Here is a 24,330-nt window from a genome sequence, read left to right on the forward strand (position 1 = left end):
GTAAATTTGTACTAAAATTACCCAATATGATTATTAAGAAGCCTACATTAGAAAAAGTTAGTCCAAGTTTTGGAAGCTCAATACTTATAAAAGAGCATGCAGATAGGGTGGATAAGAATAATGCTTTTTGGCATTTTCATCCAGAATTAGAACTGGTTTACGTTAATAAAGGTCAAGGTAAAACGCACATTGGCAATCATTTATCATACTTTAATAACAGTCAGCTTATATTAATAGGAGCCAACTTACCTCATAATGGATTTGCAGATAGATTAACTGCAAACGGCACCGAAACTATTATACAGTTTAAAGCAGATTTTTTAGGAGAAGATTTTATAAAAATTCCTGAAATGGTAAATGTCTCGGCTTTATTTGATCGTGCTAAGAAAGGAATTAAATTTGGGATTGAAACCAAACAAAAAATAGGACCCAAAATAGTAAAGCTAACAGAAAAAAAAGGGCTGAAACGTGTTTTTAAGTTTTTAGAAATATTAGACTATTTAGGAAATACAAATGATTACACATTATTAAATGCTGATGGTGTTGCGCTAGAAACTAATCCGCAAGACAGCGATAAAATTAGTGTTATATATAAGTATGTCAATACTAACTTTCAGCAGCATATAACTCTAGATGAAATTGCTAATAAAGTAAGCATGACGGTACCTGCATTTTGTAGATATTTTAAGAAAACTACAGGAAAAACATTTACACAATTAGTAAACGAATATCGTGTAGTGCATGCAACTAAGCTTTTAAATGAAAGCAAAATGAGTATTGCTGATATTTGTTTTGAATGCGGATTTAATAATTTCTCACATTTTAACAAGCAGTTTAACGAAATTACTGGTAAAAGTGCTTCAAATTATAGAAAGGAAATTAAGCATATTATTCAATAACTTAGAGTTTGCCATTCCATTCATTATAAAATTGTTTTAGATACAATTCCATAAAAGCATGTCTTTCTGAAGCAATTTTTTCCCCGGTTTTGGTATTCATTCTATCTTTTAAAAGGAGTAATTTTTCATAAAAATGATTAATGGTTGGCGCAGTTGAGCTTTTGTACTCTGCTTTACTCATGTTTAGGTTTGGTTTAATTTCTGGGTTGTAAAGTTGCCTGTTTTTAAAGCCACCATAATTAAAGCAGCGAGCAATACCTATGGCACCAATAGCATCTAACCTATCTGCATCCTGTATAACATTTAATTCTGGCGAGGTAAATTTTTGAGCTTCATTTCCGCCTTTAAAGGATATGTTTTCAATGATATTAACTACATGTTCAATTACTGATGAATCTACATTCAATTTAAATAAAAATTCACGAGCTATTTTGGGCCCAATGGTTTCATCACCATTATGAAATTTACTATCGGCTATATCGTGAAGTAAAGCACCAAGTGAAACAACAAATAAATCTACACCCTCATTTTTAGAGATGAGCAAAGCATTATTATATACTCTTAACGTATGAAACCAGTCATGACCACCTTCTGCACCAATTAAGGTTTCTTTTACAAATTCTTTAGTTTTGTTGATTGTTTCTTCGGAAGTAAGCATAGGTTAAAAATAAAAATTCCTTTCGTGAATGAAAGGAATTGATTTATATATTTCGTGAAATAGTAATATTATTTTAAAATAGCAGGCTCAACCCATTTAAACTGAAACGAATTTTCAGGTATTTTAATACGTTCAGATAATCTATACATTCTAGTAGGAAGTTTCATTAAATAATCTCTAGCTTTTTCAGCTTCATCAGTTAAGTTGGTAATTTTATCAATTTCCCAACGTTTAATAAGTTTGTCTAAAATATCCACGTAATCAGTAGAAGTGTAAACACCTATGCGTTGAGCAGTATTTGAAAACTCTTCAAAAGCCGTACTAATTTTATTTCCAGACTCTCTTAAAAAGTGAGCTGGCATTGCAATTTTGAGTTTCATCATATCGTAAAAAGCCATCATCATTTGGCTAGGGTCTACTTTAAAAATACGTTCAACAAACTCAGAATATGCGTGGTGGTGTCTCATCTCATCTCCAGAAATAATCTGGCACATTTTTCCTAATTGTTTATTGCCATTTTTCTTGGCTATTTTTGCGACTCTATTATGTGAAATATAAGTTGCTAGCTCTTGAAAGCTGGTGTATACAAAGTTTTTATAGGGGTCTCTATCTGTACCAATATCAAATCCATCTGCGATTAGATATTGAGTGGTTTTTTCAATTTCGCGCATATTTACACGTCCAGAAAGATAAAGGTATTTGTTAAGTACATCGCCGTGTCTGTTTTCTTCACCCGTCCAATGGCGTACCCATTTAGCCCAAGGATTTTCTCGGTCTTTTTGTTTTACGCCTTCAATATCCATAAGCCAAGATTCGTAAGTAGGTAATGCTTCTTCAGTAATCATATCACCTACTAAAACCACCCAAAAATCATAAGGTAATTCTTTTGAAAGCTCGCGTATTTCTTTTACTTCTTCAAAAAAACTGTCACTTTCAGAGTTTGGTAAAAAATCTGTAGGTTGCCATATTTTTTCTATTGGGATAAGGTATTTTTTTATTAGAGATTCGACGTCTTTTTCCAAAAACTTCATCACTTCCAATCGCACATTTTTTAACGACATAAATAAGTTTTAAAGGTGTATATGTTCTTTTATAGTGGTTTCAATACTATGTATTAAATTTTCTTTATTGGTAAAGGTAGATAATTTTATAGGTTTATGTACTGTAAATTTAACATGAGCACCTAAACCCATAGGGAATTTACCGTAACGTAATGTTTTCCATGAATTATTTATAGTTATAGGAAGTATTGTTGCAGACGGAATATTTTCGAATAAAGTTAATAACCCTTTCTTTTGAAATGCTTTGGGTACTCCTGTTTTACTTCGTGTACCTTCTGGAAAAATAACAGCGGCACGCTTAGTTGTTTCAATATAATTAGAAAAGTCTTCAATAGCTTTTACCGCTTCTTTAGGTTTTTTTCGGTCTATTAATACCGAACCTCCGTGGCGTAAATTATAGGAGACACTTGGTATGCCTTTTCCTAATTCTTTTTTACTAATAAATTTCACATGATGTTTACGCAAATACCAAATAAGCGGAGGGATATCATACATGCTTTGGTGATTAGCAACTATAATTAAAGGTTGGTTTTTGTCAATATTGTAAGGGTTAGAAAACGAAAATCGTGTACCTAAAACATTTAAGCAACGCATAATAAAAAACTGTAACCAATCTACACTTATTTTATGGGCTTTGTACCCTAAAACATTAAAACAAAACCATTGAATGGGATGGAAAATAACGAGTGTTAATCCGAAACAGATAAAGTATAAAATAGTTAAGGGGTAAGCTAATACTTTTTGCATGCTCCAAAAATAACTAAAAAACCACGATTTAATCGTGGTTTTTTATTACTGTTTATTTTAAAAAATCAATCTTAACAATGCTCATTATAAGCATCAACTAAATTTTCAGCAATTAATTCTGCTGGGCGACCTTCAATATGATGACGTTCTAACATATGAACCAATTCACCATCCTTAAACAAAGCCATACTAGGAGAGCTTGGAGGAAATGGAATCATATAACCACGAGCAGTATCAACCGCTTCTTTATCTACACCTGCAAAAACGGTAACAATATGGTCTGGTTTTTTAGCATTTTGTAAACTCATTCTAGCACCTGGTCGTGCATTAGCTGCAGCACAACCACAAACCGAATTTACAACTACTAAAGTAGTTCCTTCTTTTGCTAAAGCTTTATCAACTGCTTCAGCTGTATGCAATTCTTCAAAACCTACACTCGTTAAATCTTCACGCATTGGTTTTACTAATTCTGCTGGATACATATCTTAAAATTTAATAATTAACAATTTTTATGATTGCAAAGATACCAATTGTGTAACAAAAAAGGTATTCAATCAACTAACAAATATTATATTTGGTCATAATTAAAATCTATAACTTACATGAGTTTTTCAAAATGGATAGGAGGCGCTATAGGATGGTCGTTTGGAGGTCCCATAGGCGCCATAATTGGATTAGCAATTGGTAGTATGGTTGATGCCATGACAAATGGAAATGACAGACCTTTTTTAGGAGAAGGCAATACACAACAACGAAGAACTACTCACAGTACTAGACCGCAACAACGCCCACAGACACAATCTGGAGATTTTGAGGTAAGTCTTCTTGTTCTCGCATCTATAGTTATAAAGGCAGATGGCAAACAAGACCAAAGCGAACTGGATTTTGTGCGCCAGCAGTTTGTAAATATGTACGGTAAAGAACGCGCAAATCATGCGTTTAGGCTTTTTAAAAACATTAGTAAACAAAAGAATATTTCTACCAGACAGGTATGTTTACAGATTAGACAAATGATGGATCATCCATCGCGTTTACAACTTATGCATTTTCTATTTGGTATTGCAAAAGCAGATGGTACGGTAACAAATGATGAAGAGCGCCAAATATATACCATTGCAGGCTATTTAGGTATTAGTTCTCGCGATTACGAGAGTATTAAAGCTATGTTTTATAACAGTAGCGATAATGCATATAAAGTTTTAGAGATAGATAAAAGTGCTACTGATGATGACATTAAAAAAGCCTACCGTAAAATGGCCAAAAAATACCATCCAGATAGAGTAATTCATTTAGGAAAAGAACACCAAAAAGGCGCTGAAGAAAAGTTTAGACAAGTGCAAGCAGCTTATGAGCAGTTACAAAAGGAACGTGGGTTTTAATGATAAAATGGTAAAATCATGAAAAATATTTTTGACTTAAAAGAAACCAATGCATTAATTGAGAGGATCAACAAATTAGATGCATATGCTAAACCACTTTGGGGAAAAATGAGCGTTGATCAAATGTTTGCGCATTGTAACGTGACTTATGAAATGATTTACGATAGCAAACATCCAAAGCCCAATGCATTTAAAAAGTTTATGTTAAAAGTAGTTGTAAAACCTTATGTTGTAAGCGAAAAACCATATAAAAAGAATAGCAGAACAGCACCAGAGTTTGTTGTTGCAGATTCAAAAAATTTTGTTGAAGAAAAAGCAAGATTGATAGATTTTTTAATAAAAACTCAAAATTTAGGAGCATCTTATTTTGATAACAAACCGTCTCATTCTTTTGGAAGCTTAACAGCTAAGGAATGGAATAATTTATTTTATAAGCATTTAGACCATCATTTGAGGCAGTTTGGAGTTTGATGCTCAGTGAGTTTGGGAATTTTAATTATTCAAAATCTTTTTGATAACTTCAATATTTGGTTTAAAAAAATCAAATATGGATTTTGATAATTCCTTATCTAATATTTTAAGATTATCATTTATAATAAACTAATCTTTAAACTTCACAGTAGATTTATCTTTACTTACCGTCAACTCAACAGTTCTTCCCAAAATCATAGCTCTATTATCTTTTTCATGACCAGCAGGCATATTAAAAGCTATTGGGAAATTGTAATCTTGTAAAGCGTCTAAAATAAGTTGCTCAACAGAGGTTCCCCAAAGCGTAGTGTTTTTACGTAGTTTACTCATATCGCCTACAATTACACCTTTACAATTATCAAAATAACCGGCACGTTTTAAACTTTGTAACATACGGTCTATATGATATTTGTATTCCCCAATTTCTTCAATAAAAAGTATTTTTTCAGATACATCAATACTGGTTTTAGAGCCTAACATAGTGTGTAACATGGTTAAATTACCACCAACTAATTTTCCAGTTGCGTTACCTGTTTTGTTATATTTAGATCCTTCTAAAGTATAGTTTAAAGATTTTCCAAAAATAGCATCTTTAAAAGTTGAAACGGTTTCTTTAATAGTTGCCATGTCATCTTGTAAACTCGTACACATCATGGCGTGTATGCTTTCAATACCTTCATTGTGCATTTGATTATGAAGCGCTGTAATATCAGAATATCCAATGAGCCATTTTGGGTTTTGTTTAAACTTAGAATAATCTAATTTGTCTAAAATTCTAACAGTTCCGTAGCCACCTCGTGCACACCAAATGGCACTAATTTGTGGGTTGTCTAAAGCTTTTTGAAAATCTTCGCAACGTTCATCATCACTTCCAGCAAAATGATTCTCTTTATTAAAAACATGATTGCCAATAACAACTTCTAAACCCCAACTTTTTAGTAAAACCTTGGCTTGCTCAATTTCTTTGTCTCTGTTTTTTAAAATTCCAGATGGAGCGACAATAGCAACCGTATCGCCCGCTTTTAAATATGGTGGCTGTTTTAAAATCATGTTTAGTTTTTCAGTTACTTCATTTTGTGCTGAAGCGGGATTTATTCCAAAGAAAAAAACAGCACAAATTAAGCTTAATGTTAGAAGGTTTTTTGACATAATGTAAATTTACATTTTTTTTCTAAATCGATAGGTAAATGATTACTTTTGTGACATTATAAAACTTAACGTCATTACGAGAAACTCATCGACGTGGTAATCTTTTAAAATTTATTCGATTACCACAATTTTTTTAAAATTTTCGAAATGACAATTCAATTAGAATATTACAATGAGCACACCAAAACGATATACAATTACTACGGCACTTCCTTATACTAATGGCCCCATTCATATTGGTCATTTAGCAGGAGTTTATGTGCCAGCTGATATTTATGCGCGTTATTTACGATTAACAGGAAATGATGTTGCGCTTATTGGTGGTAGTGATGAGCATGGTGTTCCAATTACTATAAAGGCTAAAAAAGAGGGCGTGTCTCCACAAGATATTGTGGATAAATACCACGCTATAATTAAAAAATCGTTTGAAGATTTTGGAATCTCTTTTGATAATTATTCGCGTACATCGGCTAAAATTCATCATGAAACTGCATCAGAATTCTTTAAAACCTTGTATGATAAAGGCGAATTTATTGAAGAAACCACAGAACAATTGTATGACGAAGAAGCAAATCAGTTTTTAGCAGACAGGTTTGTTACTGGAACCTGCCCTAAATGTGGTAATGAAGAAGCCTATGGTGACCAATGTGAAAACTGTGGAACTAGTTTAAATGCGACCGATTTAATTAACCCAAAATCGGCATTAACAGGTAATGTACCTACTTTAAAAGAAACCAAACACTGGTTTTTGCCTTTAGATAAACACGAAGCCTTTTTAAAAGAATGGATTTTAAAGGGACACAAAAAAGATTGGAAACCTAATGTTTATGGGCAAGTAAAATCTTGGATAGATGATGGTTTACGCCCACGTGCTGTAACCCGAGATTTAGATTGGGGAATACCAGTGCCTGTTGAAGGAGGTGAAGGCAAAGTACTTTACGTATGGTTTGATGCGCCTATTGGTTATATTTCGTCAACTATAGAATGGGCAAAACGCGTTGGTAAAGATTGGGAACCTTACTGGAAAGATAAAGACACCAAATTAGTTCATTTTATTGGTAAGGATAATATTGTATTTCATTGCATCATTTTTCCATCTATGTTAAAAGCAGAAGGCTCATATATTTTACCAGATAACGTGCCTGCTAATGAGTTTTTAAATTTAGAAGGCAATAAGCTATCAACCTCAAAAAACTGGGCTGTATGGTTGCCAGAATATTTAGAAGAGTTTCCAAATCAACAAGATGTATTGCGTTATGTACTAACTGCAAATGCTCCAGAAACTAAGGATAACGATTTTACGTGGAAAGATTTTCAGGCTAGAAATAATAATGAGTTGGTGGCTATTTTTGGAAACTTCATTAATCGTGTGGTAGTTTTAACCAATAAGTATTATGAAGGTGTTGTTCCCGAATCTGCGGAATTTTTAAAGGTAGATGAAGAGACCTTAGCAGCAGTAAAAGCCTATCCAGATGTCATTGCAAGTTCAATAGAGCGTTACCGTTTTAGAGAAGCAGGACAAGAATTAATGAATTTAGCCCGATTAGGAAATAAATATTTGGCAGATGCAGAGCCTTGGAAAATGGTGAAAGTAGATGAAGCACGTACAAAAACGATTATGTATGTAGCGCTTCAAATTGCAAGTGCTCTAGCAACATTAAGCGAACCGTTTTTACCGTTTACTTCAACCAAGTTAAAAGGAATTCTTAGTGTTGGTTCGAGTGATTCGACGCAGGAGAATTGTATCGAGAACACATGGAACGATATCAGCACAAAAGAAGTTTTATTACCGGCAGGACATCAAATAGGGAAAGCTGAGTTGTTGTTCTCTAAAATTGAAGATGAAACTATTCAAAAACAACTTGATAAACTAGAAGCTAGCAAAAAGGCAAATGAGGCTGCAAATAAAGTTGTAGAGCCACAAAAAGAGACCATCACTTTTGAAGATTTCACAAAGTTAGACATAAGAGTAGGAACCATTTTAGAGGCTGAAAAAATGCCTAAAACTAAAAAACTATTGGTTTTAAAAGTTGATACTGGTATTGATACTAGAACCATAGTTTCTGGAATTGCAGAAAGCTTTACACCAGAAGAGGTAGTTGGTAAAAAAGTAACAGTTTTAGTTAATTTGGCACCAAGAAAATTACGCGGTGTAGAAAGCCAGGGTATGATTTTAATGACCGAAACTCCAGGGGGTAAGTTAGTGTTTGTAAATCCAGATGACGAAAAAGTGAATAACGGGTTACAAGTGAGTTAAGAATGTATATTTAATCTTAATAAAAATTTTTAAAAAGTATCACATATTGTATACTCTTCTTATTAAAGAGTTTGTGTAATTCATTAACTTTACATTAAAACCTAAAGATATGTTATCAAAAACAATAGAAGACGCATTAAATAATCAAATTAGAATAGAAGCAGAATCTTCTCAAATATACTTAGCTATGGCTTGTTGGGCTGAGGTTAAGGGTTTAGAAGGTGTGTCAAATTTTATGTATGCACAATCTGATGAAGAGCGTGAACACATGCTAAAACTTGTAAAGTTTGTAAACGAACGAGGAGGGCATGCTAAAATTTCAGAATTAGCTGCGCCAAATGTTACTTTCAAGTCGTTTAAAGAAATGTTTGAAAAATTATTTGACCATGAAGTTTATGTTTCACAAAGTATAAATGAATTGGTTCATATTAGTCTAGAAGAAAGAGATTATGCAACGCATAACTTTTTACAATGGTATGTGGCAGAACAAATAGAAGAAGAGGCTGTTGCGCGTACAATTTTAGATAAAATTAATATGATTGGTGATGATAAAGGAGGTCTTTATTTATTTGATAGAGATATCGAAAATTTAACAGTTACTACAGCCGCAATGGATGCACCAGAATAATTTAACAATTAATCTTATTTAGATTTAATAAAAATAAGTATTTTTGCTACTTAAACTCTTATAAGAATTTCTCTTGGGGAAAAAGAAGCGAAAAAAAGCAGTAAAAAAATTACATAAAGCAGGAATAATAACTTCTTGTAATGTAAAAAGTAGCTGTTGTAAAAAGTATAAGAAAAGCGAAAAAAAGCGTTGTAAAAAATGCCCATGCTTTGATTTGCTTAAAAAAGTAGCTTAGTTTTTTAAAATCTTTTCTATAAATATATAAACCTGTTTAATTTTTTAAATCAAACAGGTTTTTTCAATTAAAAAGGATGATAAATTATATAATTTCCAAAACAAAACTCCCAGAAATATCTGTAAAAAACACAATTCAACTATTTAATGAAGATTGTACTATTCCATTCATATCACGTTATCGAAAAGAGCACACAGGAAATCTAGATGAAGTGCAAATTGGTGATATTGCAAAGTATAAAGAACAATTTGAAGCGTTACAGAAACGCAAAATAACTATTCTAAAAGCCTTAGAAGAACAAAACGTTTTAACTTTAGAATTAAAACAAAAAATAGAGTCTACTCAAGATTTAACAACCCTTGAAGATTTATACTTGCCTTTTAAAAAGAGTAGAAAAACCAAGGCCGAAAAAGCAAGACAAAATGGACTGGAACCATTGTCTAAAATCATTATGTCGCAAAATGCAAATGATATTGAATCCATTGCATTTAAATACGTAAAAGGCGATGTAAATTCAGTTGAAGAAGCATTAGATGGTGCACGACATATTATTGCAGAGTGGATTAACGAGCGTAGTGATATTAGAAACAACATACGCCATCAATTAGAGCGTCATGCTATGATTTCCACGAAAGTGATAAAAATAAAAGCTGAAGATGAAAACGCACAAAAATTTAGAGACTATTTTGATTGGGAAGAAAATTTAAGTAGAATTCCATCTCACCGTTTATTAGCTATTTTAAGAGCAGAAAAAGAAGGGTTTATAAGAGTGAAAATTGAAATTGATGATGAACGTGCTCTTGATAGAATAGAAAGTAAAACTATTCGCTCTAATAACGAATGCGCTAAACAAATAGAAGTAGCTATTAAAGACGCGTATAAACGCTTATTATTACCATCATTAAGCAATGAAGCGCTTCAAATAGCCAAAGACAAAGCAGATGAATCTGCCATAACTGTTTTTGCAAAAAACTTAAAGCAATTATTATTAGGATCTCCCTTAGGTGAAAAACGGGTTTTAGCAATCGATCCGGGTTTTAGAACGGGTTGTAAGGTAGTTTGTTTAGATGCACAAGGCACGTTATTACATAACGAAACTATTTATCCTCATCCTCCAAAAAGCGATAGTATTGGCGCTATGAAAAAGATAGCGTCATTAAGTGAAGCTTATAAAATTGAAGCTATTGCCATAGGAAACGGAACAGCATCTCGTGAAACTGAAGCTATCGTTAAGAAAGTGCATTTTAAAAATGACATGCAAGTGTTTGTAGTAAGTGAAGCTGGAGCGAGTATTTATTCGGCATCTAAAATAGCTAGAGAAGAATTTCCGAATTACGATGTTACGGTTCGTGGTTCTGTTTCTATTGGAAGACGGTTACAAGACCCTTTAGCAGAATTGGTTAAAATTGATGCTAAATCTATTGGTGTAGGTCAATATCAACATGATGTAGACCAAAATAAGCTTCAAAAACAATTAGATGTTGTGGTAGAGAATTGTGTAAACGCAGTTGGTGTAAACATTAATACAGCAAGTATTCCTTTGTTAAGTTATGTGTCTGGAATTGGGCCAAAGTTAGCAGAGAATATTTTTAATTATAGAAATGAAAAAGGCGTTTTTTTATCTAGAAAAGATATTAAAAAAGTGCCGCGTTTAGGCGAGAAAGCTTTTGAGCAAGGTGCAGCTTTTTTAAGAATAAAGGAAGCTAAAAACCCATTAGATGATTCAGCTGTACACCCAGAGAGTTATGCTATTGTGGCAAAAATGGCTAAAGATTTAGGGAAGTCTGTTCAGGATTTAATAGGAAACGTAGATCTTCTTAAAAAAATAGATTTAAAAAAATATTGCTCAAATTTAGTGGGGTTACCAACACTTCAAGATATTATTAAAGAACTTGAAAAACCTGGTTTAGATATTCGAGAAAAAGCTAAAGTGTTCACTTTTAATCAAAATATAAAAACCATTAATGATTTGCAAGAAGGACAACTACTACCGGGTATTGTAAATAATATTACCAATTTTGGCTGTTTTGTAGATGTGGGTATTAAAGAAAGTGGACTAATTCACGTATTAAATTTATCAGATAGCTTTGTTAAGGATGTTAACGAACATGTGAGTTTACATCAACAAATAATTGTAAAAGTTTTAGAGGTTGATGTTCCGCGAAAGCGTATTCAACTAAAATTACATAAATAAAAAAAGCAAACCATTTTGGTTTGCTTTTTTTTTTTATCTAAACAAATAGAATTTATTTATTCATATTTTTTATTTGGTCTACAAAAGTATCTAAATCTACACCGTTATTTACCAGTGTTAATGCCTTATCTACTATATATTTTACGTTTACAGCATGAAAACCTAAACCAACTCCAATTTTATTTAAAAGCTTGTGTTCTGGATCACCTTTAATTTGGTCAACATGTACCATTCTTACCAAATCATATAAACGCTCTAAACGTAAATCATACTCAATTGGCGGATTAATAGGATGCTTCTTATAATCCTTTAAAATTGATTTATAATCAGCCTCACTAATGTTTAAATTATTAGCTAATCTATCTAAAAAGGCTTTTTCATCATCAGTAATAATTCCGTCATCCATAGCTACACGAACAATAGATGCAAAATGACCTTCATTACGTTTTTTAAACCCACTATCAAATAAATCTGAAAAAGACATATATTATTGTTTTAAAGTGGTGCAAACGTACATATTTTTTTCGTTTTTATTATAAAAACCAAATCGAAATTTTAATTTTTTAGACCAATTTAAAAGTAGAAAGCGGTCTGACATTTTGGTATGGCTTTTGAAAAGAATTTATTAACTAATTATTAGGTAGCAAAATATAAAATTCTGACAAAATCATAATTCTATGTTAAATTCAGCAATTTATTGTTATTTTTACCCATTAAATAACCTTAAAGACTATGGCGAAAAAGAATACTCCAGAAGCATCACAAGAAATTCCTGCTAGCTTAGAAGCAAATTCAAAAATAGACGCAATTAAGCAACTTATTTTTGGAGAAAACATTCAAGCTTACGATAGCGAATTTGAAACTCTAAAAGAAGATATTAGAAAGAAGAAGGAAGCCTTAGAATCATTAATTGATGAAGTAAGAGAAGAATTGCTTAAAAATATTGATAATTTAGGGACAGACATTAATATTAGAATTACCGAATTAGAAAGTTCCATAGAAGATAAAATGGATAATCTTGACGATAGGAAACTAGACCGAAAAGTTCTTGGTGATTTATTAATGAAATTAGGCGAAAAAATAAGCCAATAACAACCCAGTTCTTCTATATAAATTATTGATGAATCAAGAAGATAAATTAAATATTCTTAAAGACATCTTGCTTACAGATGAGAGAGAGTATACCTTATCGATTCAAAAAAAAATTAAAATATTAGAGGACACAATTAATAAACAAAAGCAATTATCTACTAAAGTAAATCCAATAATAAATGAAAAGTTGGATGAATTTGTAAAAGAAATACCTAGTACTTTAGGTCCAACAATTACAGAAGCATTAAAAACAGAAATTAAAAATTCTCAAGACGCAGTTGTTGAAGCATTATTTCCTATAATTGGGAAAATGATAAAGAAATATGTACAGCAGGAAATGCGTATTCTTTCAGAAAAAATTAATGAGCAGACAAATAAATTTACTTTTGAAAGTTTAAAACGCAGATTTTTTTCTAAAAAAACAGGAGTTAGTCAAGGGGATTTACTTATACAGGATCAAATAAAACCTAAAGTTGAACAACTAATGGTAATAGAAAAAGGTTCTGGTTTAGTTGTTTCAGAGTATTCTAAAACACAAGGTATAGATCAAGATATGGTTGCTGGTATGTTAACTGCTATTAAGAGTTTTGCTGAAGACGCTTTTAGTAAAGAAAATCAGGATTTACAGTATATTGAGTATGAAACTTACCATATTCATTTACAAAATTTTTCATCATATTACATTGCAGTTGTTATCTCTGGTGCATATAATGTAATATTTAAGAGTAAACTTGAAGATAAATTATTAGATTTCGCCAAAAATTATATTAATAAAGAAGACTTGCAAGATCAAGACTCTTTTTCTAAAAAATTAAAATCTTATTTTAAGAATGAAGATTTCTAAAAAAATCGTTTTACTAGGGCACTTTGGGGTTGGAAAATCCTCGCTCATTAGACGTTTTGTTGAAAATACATTTTCCGAAAACTACAGAGTTACCATTGGGGTACATATATTCAAAAAAGAAGTTCATATTCCATCAGGTGAAGATGTGTCTTTAGTAATTTGGGATTTAGAGGGGAATGACGATATTAATCAAACCAGACCTTCATACCTTATTGGTACCAGTGGTTTTATATATGTGTTTGATCTTTCCAGACCAGTTACTTACAGTACATTAAATCCAGATATAAATTATATTAAAAATAATTTCCCTAAAACACCTTTAAAGGTTGTAGGAAACAAAGCAGATTTAGTAACAAAAGACTTTGTTAAGCAGAACAGCGATGTTTTTAAACCTTTTGTCGATTATTATACAAGTGCTAAAACAGGTAGTAAAGTTGAAGATCTTTTTACTAGATTAGCTACAGAGTTAATTGAATAAGTAAAAAAGAAGTTGTTAGAATCATACAAAAAAAAATATGGGAAAGTTAATATCCAATACATTAAGTTGGATTTTGATGGCAGTATTTTAGATTCTGATGACGTGCTGTTTGCTAACCTTGTTGGTAAAAATATTGCTGAAATTCATCCGTTTTTTGAAAACTTATTAAGCCTTATTCAAGATTCAAAAGATGAAGAATTCCATTTCTCTTGTATTCATTTAGATTTTGATGAAAAAAGTATCACTTCAGACATTAAATTAAAAACGTTTGATGACGGAAAGTTTCCTGTAATTGCTATTCATGATTTAACATCGCATTATACATATTATCAAAGAAAAGCTCAAATAAGAAACGAAACGGTAATTAACTCTCAAATTCTAGAGTTACAAAATATTTATCTTAAGGAAAAAGAAGCTTTTAAAAATACGTTTATCTCTAATTTTAACGATAAACTTAGAGATCCCATAACAGGAATTTTAACGTTTACAGATATATTAGGTGAATCTGAATTAAATTCAGACCAAAGAGAATATGTAGATATTATAAAGTCTTCGTCTAATAGCCTAAAAAAAATGATTAATGATATTTTAGATTTTTCTAAAATTGAAACAGGTACTGTAGATCTTAATCTTAAACCATTTAATTTAATACAGTTATTAGATAATATTAAATCTTCTTTTAAGATAAAGGCTAAACAAAAAGGCTTACAACTTTTAAGTAATTTCGATTCTAAATTACCAGAGGTTGTAGAAGGCGATTCTATTGCATTAAGGCAAATGCTTACAAACTTATTAGATAATGCAATAAAATTTACAGATGAAGGACATATTACTTTTAATGTGTCATTAAATCAAATAAGAGCTAAAAAAGCAAGCCTTCATTTTGAAATTTCAGATACAGGAATAGGTATAGATAAAGAACATTTAGATAATATATTTAATAGTTTTACCCAGTTGTCAAGCGATAAAGAAATATCGGGCTCAGGACTTGGTTTACCTATTGTAAAATATTTGTTAGGATTATCTAATAGTCAAATTAAAGTGGAATCTGAAGTTGGAAAAGGATCCATGTTTTCAACTAATGTAAATTTTAGAGTATCAAGTTCATCAATGCTTGAAAAAAGTGTTTCTAAAACCAAACAATTAACCAAATCAGATAAAAAATACAGTATTTTATTAGTTGATGATTCTGAAATCACACAACTATCAGTATTAAAAATTTTAGCAGCAAAAGGTGACTTTTTCCTAGATATTGTTGCTAATGGAGAAGATGTTGTTGGAAAAATTCAAGATCAAGAATTCGATTTAATCCTTATGGACATCATTCTAAATAACTTAAAAGGAGACGAAATTACTAGAGAAATTAGAAAACTCCCTTTAAGAAAATTTAAAAAGATTCCTATAATAGCAATAACGGTTAAAGTAACAAAAGACGATATAAAACGGTACAAAAAGGCAGGAATGAATGACGTTATAAAAAAACCGTTTAATGAAGATACATTAATGGCTAAAATTAACGAATATATAAAGCAAGTTTAATGAGCTATTATAATTATAAATGTGATACGCATGACCAATTTATATTAGTAAATGAGGATGGCTTTATTTTGGAAACAGATTCAAGTCTTTTATCAAATACCATAGGTAAATCGGTAAGCAGTATACATCCTTTTTTTGAGTCTTTGAGTGCTTTGCAACAAAAAGCTGATGAAACGTATGAGTTTAGTGCAGTTCATATAAATTTAGATGACTTAGATTATATTTTTGATATAACGTTTAGAACATTTAAGGATGACACTAATAGACTTATCATACTTAATAACTTTACTAAGTTATATGATGAATATTACGCATTGTCTCAAAATAAAAATGAGTCTGTAATTAGTAAAGAAGTTATTGATTTAAAAAACGACCTTTTAATAAAAAAGGAAAAATATAAAAATCGATTTTTAACAAACTTTAGTCACACTTTAAAAACACCTATTCATAACCTTCAAGGGTTTTCAAATTTATTAGAACAAACAGATTTAGATTTGGTTCAACGTAATCAATTAAAAGTTATTCAATCTACTTCTGATGATTTGTATGCCATGATTAATGATATTTTAGATATCTCTAAAATTGAAACAGGATATTTTTCTGTACAGAAAAATAGTTTTAATATTCATGAAGTTTTAAAAAACCTTGCTTCTAAATATCAAACAAAATCTGCTGAAAGACTACTAGAATTTAATAGTAACATAGACAAAGGCCTTCCAAAATTTGTTATTGGCGATAAATTTAGGTTGCTACAAATTTTAGATAATATCTTAGATAATGCTTTAAATTTTACATTTCAAGGAAGTATTGATTTTAATGTATCTGGAAAAAAGAACAAGAATAATATTGATATCACATTTAGCGTAAAAGATACAGGAATAGGAATTAGTGAAGATAAACAAGAAGCAATTTTTAAAAGCTTTTATAAAATAAATGAAGATAAAGATATAAAAAGACCAGGTTTAGGTTTAGCTATGACTAAACATTTACTAGATGTAATGAATGGAAGTATAGCTATAAAAAGCAATGAAAATGAAGGGAGTATTTTTGAAGTTAATTTAAATTTCAAAATAGCTGAAGATCAAATAGAGCCAGAATTAAAACTTATACCTCTTGAAAATAAAAAAGCTAATGCTAAATATAGAATTCTAGTTGCAGAAGCACTTGAAACCGATCAATATACCATAAAAGAAATTTTTAATAACACCACAGACTACCAAATGGATCTTGTAGAAAGTGGGGATGATGTTATTAAACAACTACAAAAAGAGAATTATGATTTGGTTGTGCTTAATATAAAAATACCAACGATGGATGGCTTTGATACAACACGTTTTATTAGGCACTCCGAAGTTTATAATTTTAACCGTATTCCAATAATAGGAGTAGGTGGATCATTTTCTCATGAAGAAAAAGAATACTGTTTAGAAAAAGAGATGAATGATTATATAGGTAAACCCTATAATGTTGATGAGCTAATGAAAAAAATGAAGCGGTTAATAAATAAGTCAAGTAAGAATTAAAAAACATACTTTTATATTTAAATTAAGCTTCAGTTCTGCTAACAACTTAAATCTAAGTTTTATATTTGCACTCGTAAAAACAAAAAATTAGGTGAGTAAAACTACACTCTCAAAAACCTATGTACAGGCTTTGCAAACACAAAATCTGCGAAAATCTATTGCCCAAACTCAAAGTAAAACCCATTTAAAAGGCCTTGTAGGTTCTTCATTTTCATTTGTTATATCTAGTGTTTTTAAAGAAGCTAATAAACCTTTTTTAATTGTTTTTAATGATAAAGAAGAGGCTGCCTTTTACCTAAACGATTTAGAACAATTATGTGGAGATAAAGATGTATTGTTTTATCCAGGTAGTTACCGCAGGCCTTATCAAATAGAAGAAACCGATAATGCTAATGTGTTATTACGTGCCGAGGTTTTAAACCGTATAAATTCGCAAAAAAAACCAGCAATAATTGTTACCTATCCAGATGCACTTTTTGAGCAAGTTGTAACCAGAAAAGAGCTAGAGCGTAACACATTAAAAGTCGCTGTAAACGATAATTTGTCTATAGATTTTGTAAACGAAGTTTTGTTTGAATACCAATTTAAACGTGTAGATTTTGTTACCGAACCCGGTGAGTTTTCTGTGCGTGGAGGTATTGTAGACGTGTTTTCATTTTCTCATGACGAACCTTATAGAATTGAGTTTTTTGGTGATGAGGTTGATAGTATAAGAACTTTTGATGTTGAAACTCAACTGTCAATCGAGCAGATTAAAAAAATCAATATCATTCCTAATGTTGCTAATAAATTATTACAAGAAAGCAGGCAGAGTTTCTTAAAATATATCGCTCAAAAAACAGTAGTTTGTATAAAAAATGCTGAATTACTATTTTCTAGAATAGACGATTTTTACAGTAAAGCAGAAGAGGCTTTTAAAACCCTTTCTTCTGATATAAAACATGCGCAACCTAATGAGTTGTTTTGCAATTCAGCATTATTAAAAAAACAATTACTAGATTTTTCAATTATTGAGTTTGGTGCTTCTGCTGTTATGTTTAATGCAATAGAAACATCTAACAACCAACTCATAGAATATAACACCACACCACAACCTTCATTTAATAAGCAATTTAATTTGCTGATAGAAGATTTAAACGCAAATCACGATAAAGGGTATACCAATTATATTGCTTGTGTAAGTGAGCAGCAAGCTAAACGTTTTCATGATATTTTTGATGATTCGCATTTAGAAGTAAAACCATATAACACCGTTATACAATCACTACATCAGGGGTTTATAGACCACGATTCTAAAATAGTTTGTTATACCGATCATCAAATCTTTGAACGTTATCATAAATTTCATCTTAAAAATGGTTATGCTAAAAAGCAAGCTATAACTTTAAAAGAGCTTACTAATTTAGATATTGGCGATTATGTTACACATATCGATCATGGAATTGGGCGTTTTGGTGGACTTCAAAAAATAGATGTTGAAGGTAAAAAGCAAGAAGCTATAAAATTGATTTATGGGGAGCGCGATGTATTGTATTTAAGCATACATTCGCTTCATAAAATCACTAAGTTTAATGGAAAAGATGGGAAACCACCAAAAATTTATAAACTTGGTAGTAAAGCTTGGAAAACCTTAAAACAAAAAACAAAAGCACGTGTAAAACATGTAGCATTTAACCTGATTAAACTTTACGCTAAACGAAAAACCGAAAAAGGGTTTCAATACAATCCAGATAGCTATTTGCAACATGAATTGGAAGCTTCTTTTATTTATGAAGATACACCTGACCAAAGTACTGCAACGGCAGATATTAAAGCAGATATGGAAAGCGAACGTCCTATGGACAGATTGGTTTGTGGTGATGTAGGTTTTGGTAAAACCGAAGTAGCTATACGTGCAGCTTTTAAAGCTGTTGATAATGGTAAACAAGTTGCGGTTTTAGTACCAACAACAATTTTAGCGTATCAACACTCTAGAACATTTAAGGAACGACTTAAAGAGTTTCCTGTAACAGTTGATTATTTAAACAGATTTAGAACAGCCAAAGAAAAACGTGAAACTCTAGAAGCTCTAGAACAAGGAAAAGTAGATATTATTATTGGTACTCATCAATTAGTAAACAAAAATGTAAAGTTTAAAGATTTAGGACTTTTGATTGTTGATGAAGAACAAAAATTTGGGGTAGCTGTAAAAGAAAAACTTAAGACACTCAAGGATAATGTAGATGTATTAACCTTAACAGCAACACCAATACCTCGAACACTTCAGTTTAGTTTAATGGCAGCGCGAGATTTATCGGTTATAACAACACCACCGCCAAATAGATATCCTATTGAGAGTCATGTTATTCGTTTTAATGAAGAAACCATCCGTGACGCTGTGAGTTACGAAATTGAACGTGGAGGGCAAATTTTCTTCATTCATAATCGTATAGAAAATATTAAAGAAGTTGCAGGCATGATTCAACGTTTGGTTCCAGATGCGAAAGTTGGTGTTGGTCATGGGCAAATGGAAGGCAAGAAACTAGAACAATTAATGTTGGCATTCATGGATGGCGCTTTTGATGTTTTAGTGAGCACAACCATTGTAGAAAGTGGGTTAGATGTATCTAATGCAAATACTATTTTTATAAACAATGCCAATAATTTTGGATTAAGCGATCTACATCAAATGCGTGGTCGAGTAGGAAGAAGTAATAAAAAAGCTTTCTGTTATTTTATAACTCCGGAATATTCTGCAATGACAGATGATGCACGAAAACGTATCACAGCTTTAGAGCAGTTTACAGAATTGGGTAGCGGTTTCAATATTGCTATGAAAGATTTAGAAATTCGTGGAGCTGGCGATTTATTGGGTGGCGAACAAAGTGGTTTTATAAATGAAATTGGGTTTGATACCTATCAAAAAATATTAAATGAAGCTATAGAAGAACTCAAAGAGAATGAGTTTAAAGATCTATATGATGAAGATGAAGCGGATAAAGTTTATGTAAAAGATGTTACTATAGACTCTGATTTTGAGCTACTTTTCCCAGATAGTTATGTGAATAATATTGCAGAACGTTTAAATTTATACACACAGCTAAATAATTTAAAAACAGAAGCAGAATTAAATACTTTTGAGAAAGAGTTAATTGATCGTTTTGGAGAATTACCTAAACAAGTGACCGATTTATTAAATAGTGTCCAAATAAAGTGGTTAGCCACTAAAATAGGCTTCGAAAAAATTATTATGAAACAAGGTAAGTTAATAGGGTATTTTATTAACGATCAGCAAAGTCGTTTTTATCAAAGTTCAAATTTCACAAAAGTATTACAGTTTGTTCAATCACATCCTAATGCTTGTAAAATGAAAGAAAAACAAACCCGAAATGGTTTGCGCTTAATGCTTACCTTTAACAATATAAAATCTGTAAAACAAGCATTAAATGCTTTACAACCTATTGTGGCTTAATTATTGTTTTAAAAAATAAAAGAACATTATATAAATACATGAAACGTTTACTTTTTTTATCACTTTTATTACCGAGTATTCTTTTTGCTCAACATACTATAAAAGGCGTTTTCTCTCCACCTGATGATTATAATGTTGCATTATTATATAAAGTTACACCTACAGTATCAAAATACATTGCTAATACAGTAATAAAGGAAGATGGTAGTTTTGAGATTAAGTTAGACACTACTGCTACAAAAGGAATGTATAGATTGGTTTATGCTATACCACAAGAAGATTATAATTTTGATATTATTTACAACGGAAAAGAGGATATTGAACTGACTTTTAACTCTGAAACAGGTGTGAAATTCACAAAATCTGTTGAAAACAAACTGCTTTCGTCATACACCAATAGTATGTCTATGGTTACGCAAAGTATAGGTAACTATTTTAGAAAACAAAGTAAGGACACAACTGCATTAAAGGCAATTTTTAAAACTCAAAAAGAAACGCAATTAAGTTTTGAAAAAGCTGCTAAGGAAACTATAGCGCTTCAATTTATTAAAGCAAACAAACCTTATATTCCATCAAAAATTGAAGATGTGAATGTGTACTCTCATAATTTAAAAAAGCATTATTTTGATTATGTAGATTTCAAGAATAAAACACTTCAAAGCTCTAGTTTTTTACAGGAAAAAGTACTGAATTATGTGTTTGGTATGGTTTCTAATCCAGAAGATGAAATAGCTAACTACAAAAAAAATATTGATGTTGTATGTAGTAAAATGAAAGAAGCTCCAAAAGAAATAAAACGCATTTTGTTAGTTGATACATGGCAACAGATGGCAGATTTAGGTTTAGAACCTGTGGCTAATCACATAGCAGAAACGTATTTAATGGATATTGCAGTAGCTTTAAACGATCAAGAGCTTTTACATACATTAATGTTGTACAAAGATTTATCTTTAGGAAATCAAGCTCCAGATTTTGATTTAGAAATAAAAGAAAAAGGAAAATTAATTACCAAAAAGTTAAGTAAGCTTGATGTTGCGGAAAACTACATTATTGTGTTTTGGAGTAGTACGTGTTCGCATTGTTTAGATGAAGTACCACAATTACAAACATACATTCAATCCAAAGAAAAAGGATTGATTAAAGTGGTTGCGGTTGGTTTAGAAGACGAACCTTATAGATGGAAAGATTTAACTTATAGTTTTCCTGAATTTATTCACGTTTACGGAGAAGGTAAGTGGGATAACGAAATTGGTGATGCTTATGGAGTAACATCAACACCAACTTATTTTATTTTAGATAAAGACAAAAAAATTATTGAGAAGCCTGAAGATTTTGAAACTTTAAAAGCGTTTTTTGGAGACGAAGAATAGATGCATTAAAAGTGATAAAAGGCATTTTCTAAATGTTCAATATTAAAGGCGTTGTTTTCTTTTACTATCGCTATAATATCAAACCGTACTTCTACATCTAAGCCATTTACAGTAACATATTCATCAACAGCTTTAACTAATCGTTTAATTTGTTTAGGCTTTACAAAATCTTGCGGATTTCCAAAATCGGTAGTTGAACGCGTTTTTACTTCTATAATGGCAAGTGTATCTTCTTTTTGAGCAATTATGTCAACTTCAGCTTTATCAAAACGGTAGTTGCGTTCAATAATGTCATAACCATTCTTCAATAGAAAATTTACTGCTAATTGCTCGCCTTTTTTACCAAGTTCGTTGTGTTGTGCCATTAATTATAAGTTATATCGGCTCAAAAACTAATACTAATTTATTAAAATCGGCTGCACTGTTTATTACGGTTCTGTAATCTTCGTAGTTTTCGGTTTCTATAATGTTTTCTCTATAATGTTCGTCTGCAGTTATAACCAATTCATTATTGTTTTTAACTTCGTAATAGGAATGGAAAATTAACTGTTCTTCTCCATCCTTAATAAAAAAGTTCTTTATATTAATGTCTTCCAAATTGGCAATTCTATAACCATCAGGTATTTTAATGTTTATAGTTCTATAGTAACTTCTAGTGAATTCATTTTCAACAGGTAAAGCTCTTTCTTTTTCTTGATAAAGTTGTATTTGTTCTCCAATTAAGTCACCAACTTTAAATAGGTATTTTTTACCTGCTTTTTCTGTTAATGCTTCTGTATTGAAATCAATTAAAAAAGTAATAGGTTTTACACCGAATAATTCTGGGTTGTCGTTTATTAATTCTTTACTGGTTATATCAACATCTTCATTTATATTTTTTGCAAATCCTTCAATTAAATCATCTCTGTCTTTATCTTTTATAAGATGTATATATGGTTGAAAATACATGGCATAATACCCACCCATAGAGCGATTTAATTTAACTTTAGAACTAGATAGGTTATCTTTTTCAAAATCAACATCTATAACCATTTTATCAACCGTTTTATCAGCTTTAATAGGTTCTATATATTTTATTTTGCCTAAACCAGAAACAAAATCACCAACCTTAACTTCTTTAATAAACAAACCGTAGTTGTTGGTTAAATATGCTGGTGGATATCCGTATCTTGAGTTCAATTCATGTGGAGACAAATACTTTTTTGTTTTATTAAAATAGATTAAAAAATCTGTTAAAAAATTATTAGCCTCAAAGTCTTTATCAAATTTTAAGTATTGTCTATCGCTAGTTAACACAACTTCATGCTTGATATTTAAGCTTTTGAATAAAGAGAGGTAAAGCTTTAAAATACCTGTTTCGTTTGCTATTTTTTTATCTAAAACTTCGTCTAAATCTTTAAAGTTTTCACTTCCATCTTCTGTAACATATACATTGGATTTAATGTGAAATTCCAGTTTTCTAATAAGGGCTTCTTCTTCTAGTTTTTTTCCGCCAGTAGCTTCTTTAATGAATTTTTTTAAAAGATTTTGGGTCTTACTATTTAATTCCTCGTAATAGTAAGAGTAGATGTTTTGAGCAACCTGACTATAAGATGATATATCTTTAGAATTGTCTGCTGTATTTCTGTCTAGCTTGTAAACAATAGATTTTTTTGAGGCATTATAAGCTGAGTATTCTTCTTTAAGTAAAGGGTCTATCTTATCAATTTTCAAAAACCAATGTAGCTTATTTTTAGAAAGTGTATCCCTTTTTATTTCAGGAGTATCATTGTAAGTTTTAAATTCAAAAACCAAATTACTGGGTGAGTATAAATCAAATTCCACATTGTTTTTTTTGAAATCTGATTGAAGCGTTATTTTATTTCCCTTATATCTTGGATATCTTCTTACTACGTAATAATATTCTATAAAGCTTCCTTTTTCAATACCCTCAAAAGCAAAAAATTTATAATTCTGGCCTGTTTCTTCATCTTGAGCTGTGAGTATTTTACTATTATCTAATTCAATAATGTCTCCATTATTTTTTATTACCCTTGCTTTGTTAACTTTTAATTCTGATGTTGAATTATATGGTAGATATACTTTGTTGTAGCTTTCAATTTTTTCATCAGAGTTTAACCATAATACACGATGTTCTAAAAAATATTCTACAAGACCATCTTCTTGAAAATAAAACTCTGTTAATACTTTGTCTTTTAGGGCAATAATAGGTTCTTCATTATTTTCATCTATTGAATATGAAGGGGTTTCATCCCAGGAATAGTTAGTATAGACTGGCAATTCTTTTTGCGAGAACAATAACTGGCTGAAAACAAGTAATATAATAATTGGTTTGTTTTTTAACATGATTGATAG

At 30.8% G+C, this 24,330-nt stretch carries 21 protein-coding genes; 13 read left to right on the forward strand and 8 right to left on the reverse strand.

The window, feature by feature from the left end; all coding sequences use genetic code 11:
* Window positions 1-26: 26 nt before the first annotated feature.
* Window positions 27-899 carry an AraC family transcriptional regulator gene (locus tag MBM09_RS02370; protein ID WP_238675249.1) on the forward strand — a complete coding sequence of 291 codons (873 nt, stop codon included), beginning with the start codon at window positions 27-29 and terminating at the stop codon, window positions 897-899.
* A gap of 1 nt (window position 900) precedes the next feature.
* Here the strand turns inward: MBM09_RS02370 and MBM09_RS02375 are convergent, their stop codons facing one another.
* The 4 genes from MBM09_RS02375 to MBM09_RS02390 all read right to left on the reverse strand — a co-directional run bounded on the left by MBM09_RS02375 (window position 901) and on the right by MBM09_RS02390 (window position 3,847).
* Window positions 901-1,557: an HD domain-containing protein gene (locus tag MBM09_RS02375; protein WP_238675250.1), complete on the reverse strand. Its 657-nt coding sequence runs from the start codon at window positions 1,555-1,557 to the stop codon at window positions 901-903.
* 68 nt (window positions 1,558-1,625) lie between these two features.
* A complete protein-coding gene (locus MBM09_RS02380; protein WP_238675251.1) occupies window positions 1,626-2,618 on the reverse strand; it encodes an acyl-ACP desaturase in 993 nt (330 codons plus the stop codon).
* A gap of 9 nt (window positions 2,619-2,627) precedes the next feature.
* Window positions 2,628-3,365, reverse strand: coding sequence for a 1-acyl-sn-glycerol-3-phosphate acyltransferase (locus MBM09_RS02385; RefSeq protein WP_238675252.1), 738 nt, complete (start codon window positions 3,363-3,365; stop codon window positions 2,628-2,630).
* A 71-nt stretch (window positions 3,366-3,436) separates the two neighbouring features.
* Entirely contained in the window at window positions 3,437-3,847 is a 411-nt protein-coding gene (locus tag MBM09_RS02390) for a BrxA/BrxB family bacilliredoxin (RefSeq protein WP_238675253.1), read from the reverse strand.
* A 120-nt stretch (window positions 3,848-3,967) separates the two neighbouring features.
* Here MBM09_RS02390 and MBM09_RS02395 point away from each other — a divergent pair, with 120 nt between their 5' ends.
* Both MBM09_RS02395 and MBM09_RS02400 read left to right on the forward strand, forming a co-directional pair.
* A complete protein-coding gene (locus tag MBM09_RS02395; protein WP_238675254.1) occupies window positions 3,968-4,744 on the forward strand; it encodes a TerB family tellurite resistance protein in 777 nt (258 codons plus the stop codon).
* 18 nt (window positions 4,745-4,762) lie between these two features.
* Window positions 4,763-5,215, forward strand: a complete 453-nt coding sequence (locus MBM09_RS02400) for a DUF1569 domain-containing protein (protein ID WP_238675255.1) — start codon at window positions 4,763-4,765, stop codon at window positions 5,213-5,215.
* Window positions 5,216-5,344: 129 nt separating this feature from the next.
* On the opposite strand, the gene MBM09_RS02405 is transcribed toward MBM09_RS02400, so the two are convergent.
* Complete coding sequence (locus tag MBM09_RS02405; RefSeq protein ID WP_238675256.1) at window positions 5,345-6,364, reverse strand: LD-carboxypeptidase; 1,020 nt, start codon at window positions 6,362-6,364, stop codon at window positions 5,345-5,347.
* A gap of 172 nt (window positions 6,365-6,536) precedes the next feature.
* Here MBM09_RS02405 and metG point away from each other — a divergent pair, with 172 nt between their 5' ends.
* From metG to MBM09_RS02420, 3 genes are all read left to right on the forward strand, one after another.
* Window positions 6,537-8,621 (forward strand): methionine--tRNA ligase, encoded by a 2,085-nt coding sequence (metG, locus tag MBM09_RS02410; RefSeq protein WP_238675257.1) that lies wholly within the window; start codon window positions 6,537-6,539, stop codon window positions 8,619-8,621.
* A 109-nt stretch (window positions 8,622-8,730) separates the two neighbouring features.
* A complete protein-coding gene (locus MBM09_RS02415) occupies window positions 8,731-9,249 on the forward strand; it encodes a ferritin (protein WP_238675258.1) in 519 nt (172 codons plus the stop codon).
* Between the two features lie 311 nt (window positions 9,250-9,560).
* Entirely contained in the window at window positions 9,561-11,678 is a 2,118-nt protein-coding gene (locus tag MBM09_RS02420) for a Tex family protein (RefSeq protein ID WP_238675259.1), read from the forward strand.
* Window positions 11,679-11,730: 52 nt separating this feature from the next.
* On the opposite strand, the gene MBM09_RS02425 is transcribed toward MBM09_RS02420, so the two are convergent.
* Window positions 11,731-12,162 (reverse strand): TerB family tellurite resistance protein, encoded by a 432-nt coding sequence (locus MBM09_RS02425; RefSeq protein ID WP_238675260.1) that lies wholly within the window; start codon window positions 12,160-12,162, stop codon window positions 11,731-11,733.
* 248 nt (window positions 12,163-12,410) lie between these two features.
* On the opposite strand from MBM09_RS02425, the gene MBM09_RS02430 reads away from it, so the two are divergent.
* The 7 genes from MBM09_RS02430 to MBM09_RS02460 all read left to right on the forward strand — a co-directional run bounded on the left by MBM09_RS02430 (window position 12,411) and on the right by MBM09_RS02460 (window position 21,975).
* Window positions 12,411-12,770, forward strand: a complete 360-nt coding sequence (locus MBM09_RS02430) for a fructose 1,6-bisphosphatase (protein WP_238675261.1) — start codon at window positions 12,411-12,413, stop codon at window positions 12,768-12,770.
* Between the two features lie 28 nt (window positions 12,771-12,798).
* Window positions 12,799-13,614: a cell envelope biogenesis protein OmpA gene (locus tag MBM09_RS02435; RefSeq protein ID WP_238675262.1), complete on the forward strand. Its 816-nt coding sequence runs from the start codon at window positions 12,799-12,801 to the stop codon at window positions 13,612-13,614.
* Window positions 13,601-14,092: a Rab family GTPase gene (locus MBM09_RS02440; RefSeq protein WP_238675263.1), complete on the forward strand. Its 492-nt coding sequence runs from the start codon at window positions 13,601-13,603 to the stop codon at window positions 14,090-14,092. Before MBM09_RS02435 ends, MBM09_RS02440 begins: the two co-directional genes overlap by 14 nt.
* A gap of 12 nt (window positions 14,093-14,104) precedes the next feature.
* Window positions 14,105-15,631 carry an ATP-binding protein gene (locus MBM09_RS02445; protein WP_238675264.1) on the forward strand — a complete coding sequence of 509 codons (1,527 nt, stop codon included), beginning with the start codon at window positions 14,105-14,107 and terminating at the stop codon, window positions 15,629-15,631.
* Entirely contained in the window at window positions 15,631-17,154 is a 1,524-nt protein-coding gene (locus MBM09_RS02450; RefSeq protein WP_238675265.1) for an ATP-binding protein, read from the forward strand. Before MBM09_RS02445 ends, MBM09_RS02450 begins: the two co-directional genes overlap by 1 nt.
* 91 nt (window positions 17,155-17,245) lie before the next feature.
* Window positions 17,246-20,605 carry a transcription-repair coupling factor gene (mfd, locus tag MBM09_RS02455; RefSeq protein ID WP_238675266.1) on the forward strand — a complete coding sequence of 1,120 codons (3,360 nt, stop codon included), beginning with the start codon at window positions 17,246-17,248 and terminating at the stop codon, window positions 20,603-20,605.
* A 38-nt stretch (window positions 20,606-20,643) separates the two neighbouring features.
* The gene (locus MBM09_RS02460; protein ID WP_238675267.1) at window positions 20,644-21,975 is read left to right on the forward strand and encodes a TlpA disulfide reductase family protein; all 1,332 of its coding nucleotides are present in this window, start codon (window positions 20,644-20,646) and stop codon (window positions 21,973-21,975) included.
* 5 nt (window positions 21,976-21,980) lie between these two features.
* On the opposite strand, the gene MBM09_RS02465 is transcribed toward MBM09_RS02460, so the two are convergent.
* The gene (locus tag MBM09_RS02465; RefSeq protein ID WP_238675268.1) at window positions 21,981-22,340 is read right to left on the reverse strand and encodes a YraN family protein; all 360 of its coding nucleotides are present in this window, start codon (window positions 22,338-22,340) and stop codon (window positions 21,981-21,983) included.
* Between the two features lie 10 nt (window positions 22,341-22,350).
* Window positions 22,351-24,321 (reverse strand): DUF3857 domain-containing protein, encoded by a 1,971-nt coding sequence (locus MBM09_RS02470; RefSeq protein WP_238675269.1) that lies wholly within the window; start codon window positions 24,319-24,321, stop codon window positions 22,351-22,353.
* Between the last annotated feature and the right edge of the window lie 9 nt (window positions 24,322-24,330).

The sequence above is a fragment of the Flaviramulus sp. BrNp1-15 genome (assembly GCF_022259695.1).
Taxonomy (GTDB): Bacteria; Bacteroidota; Bacteroidia; order Flavobacteriales; family Flavobacteriaceae; genus BrNp1-15.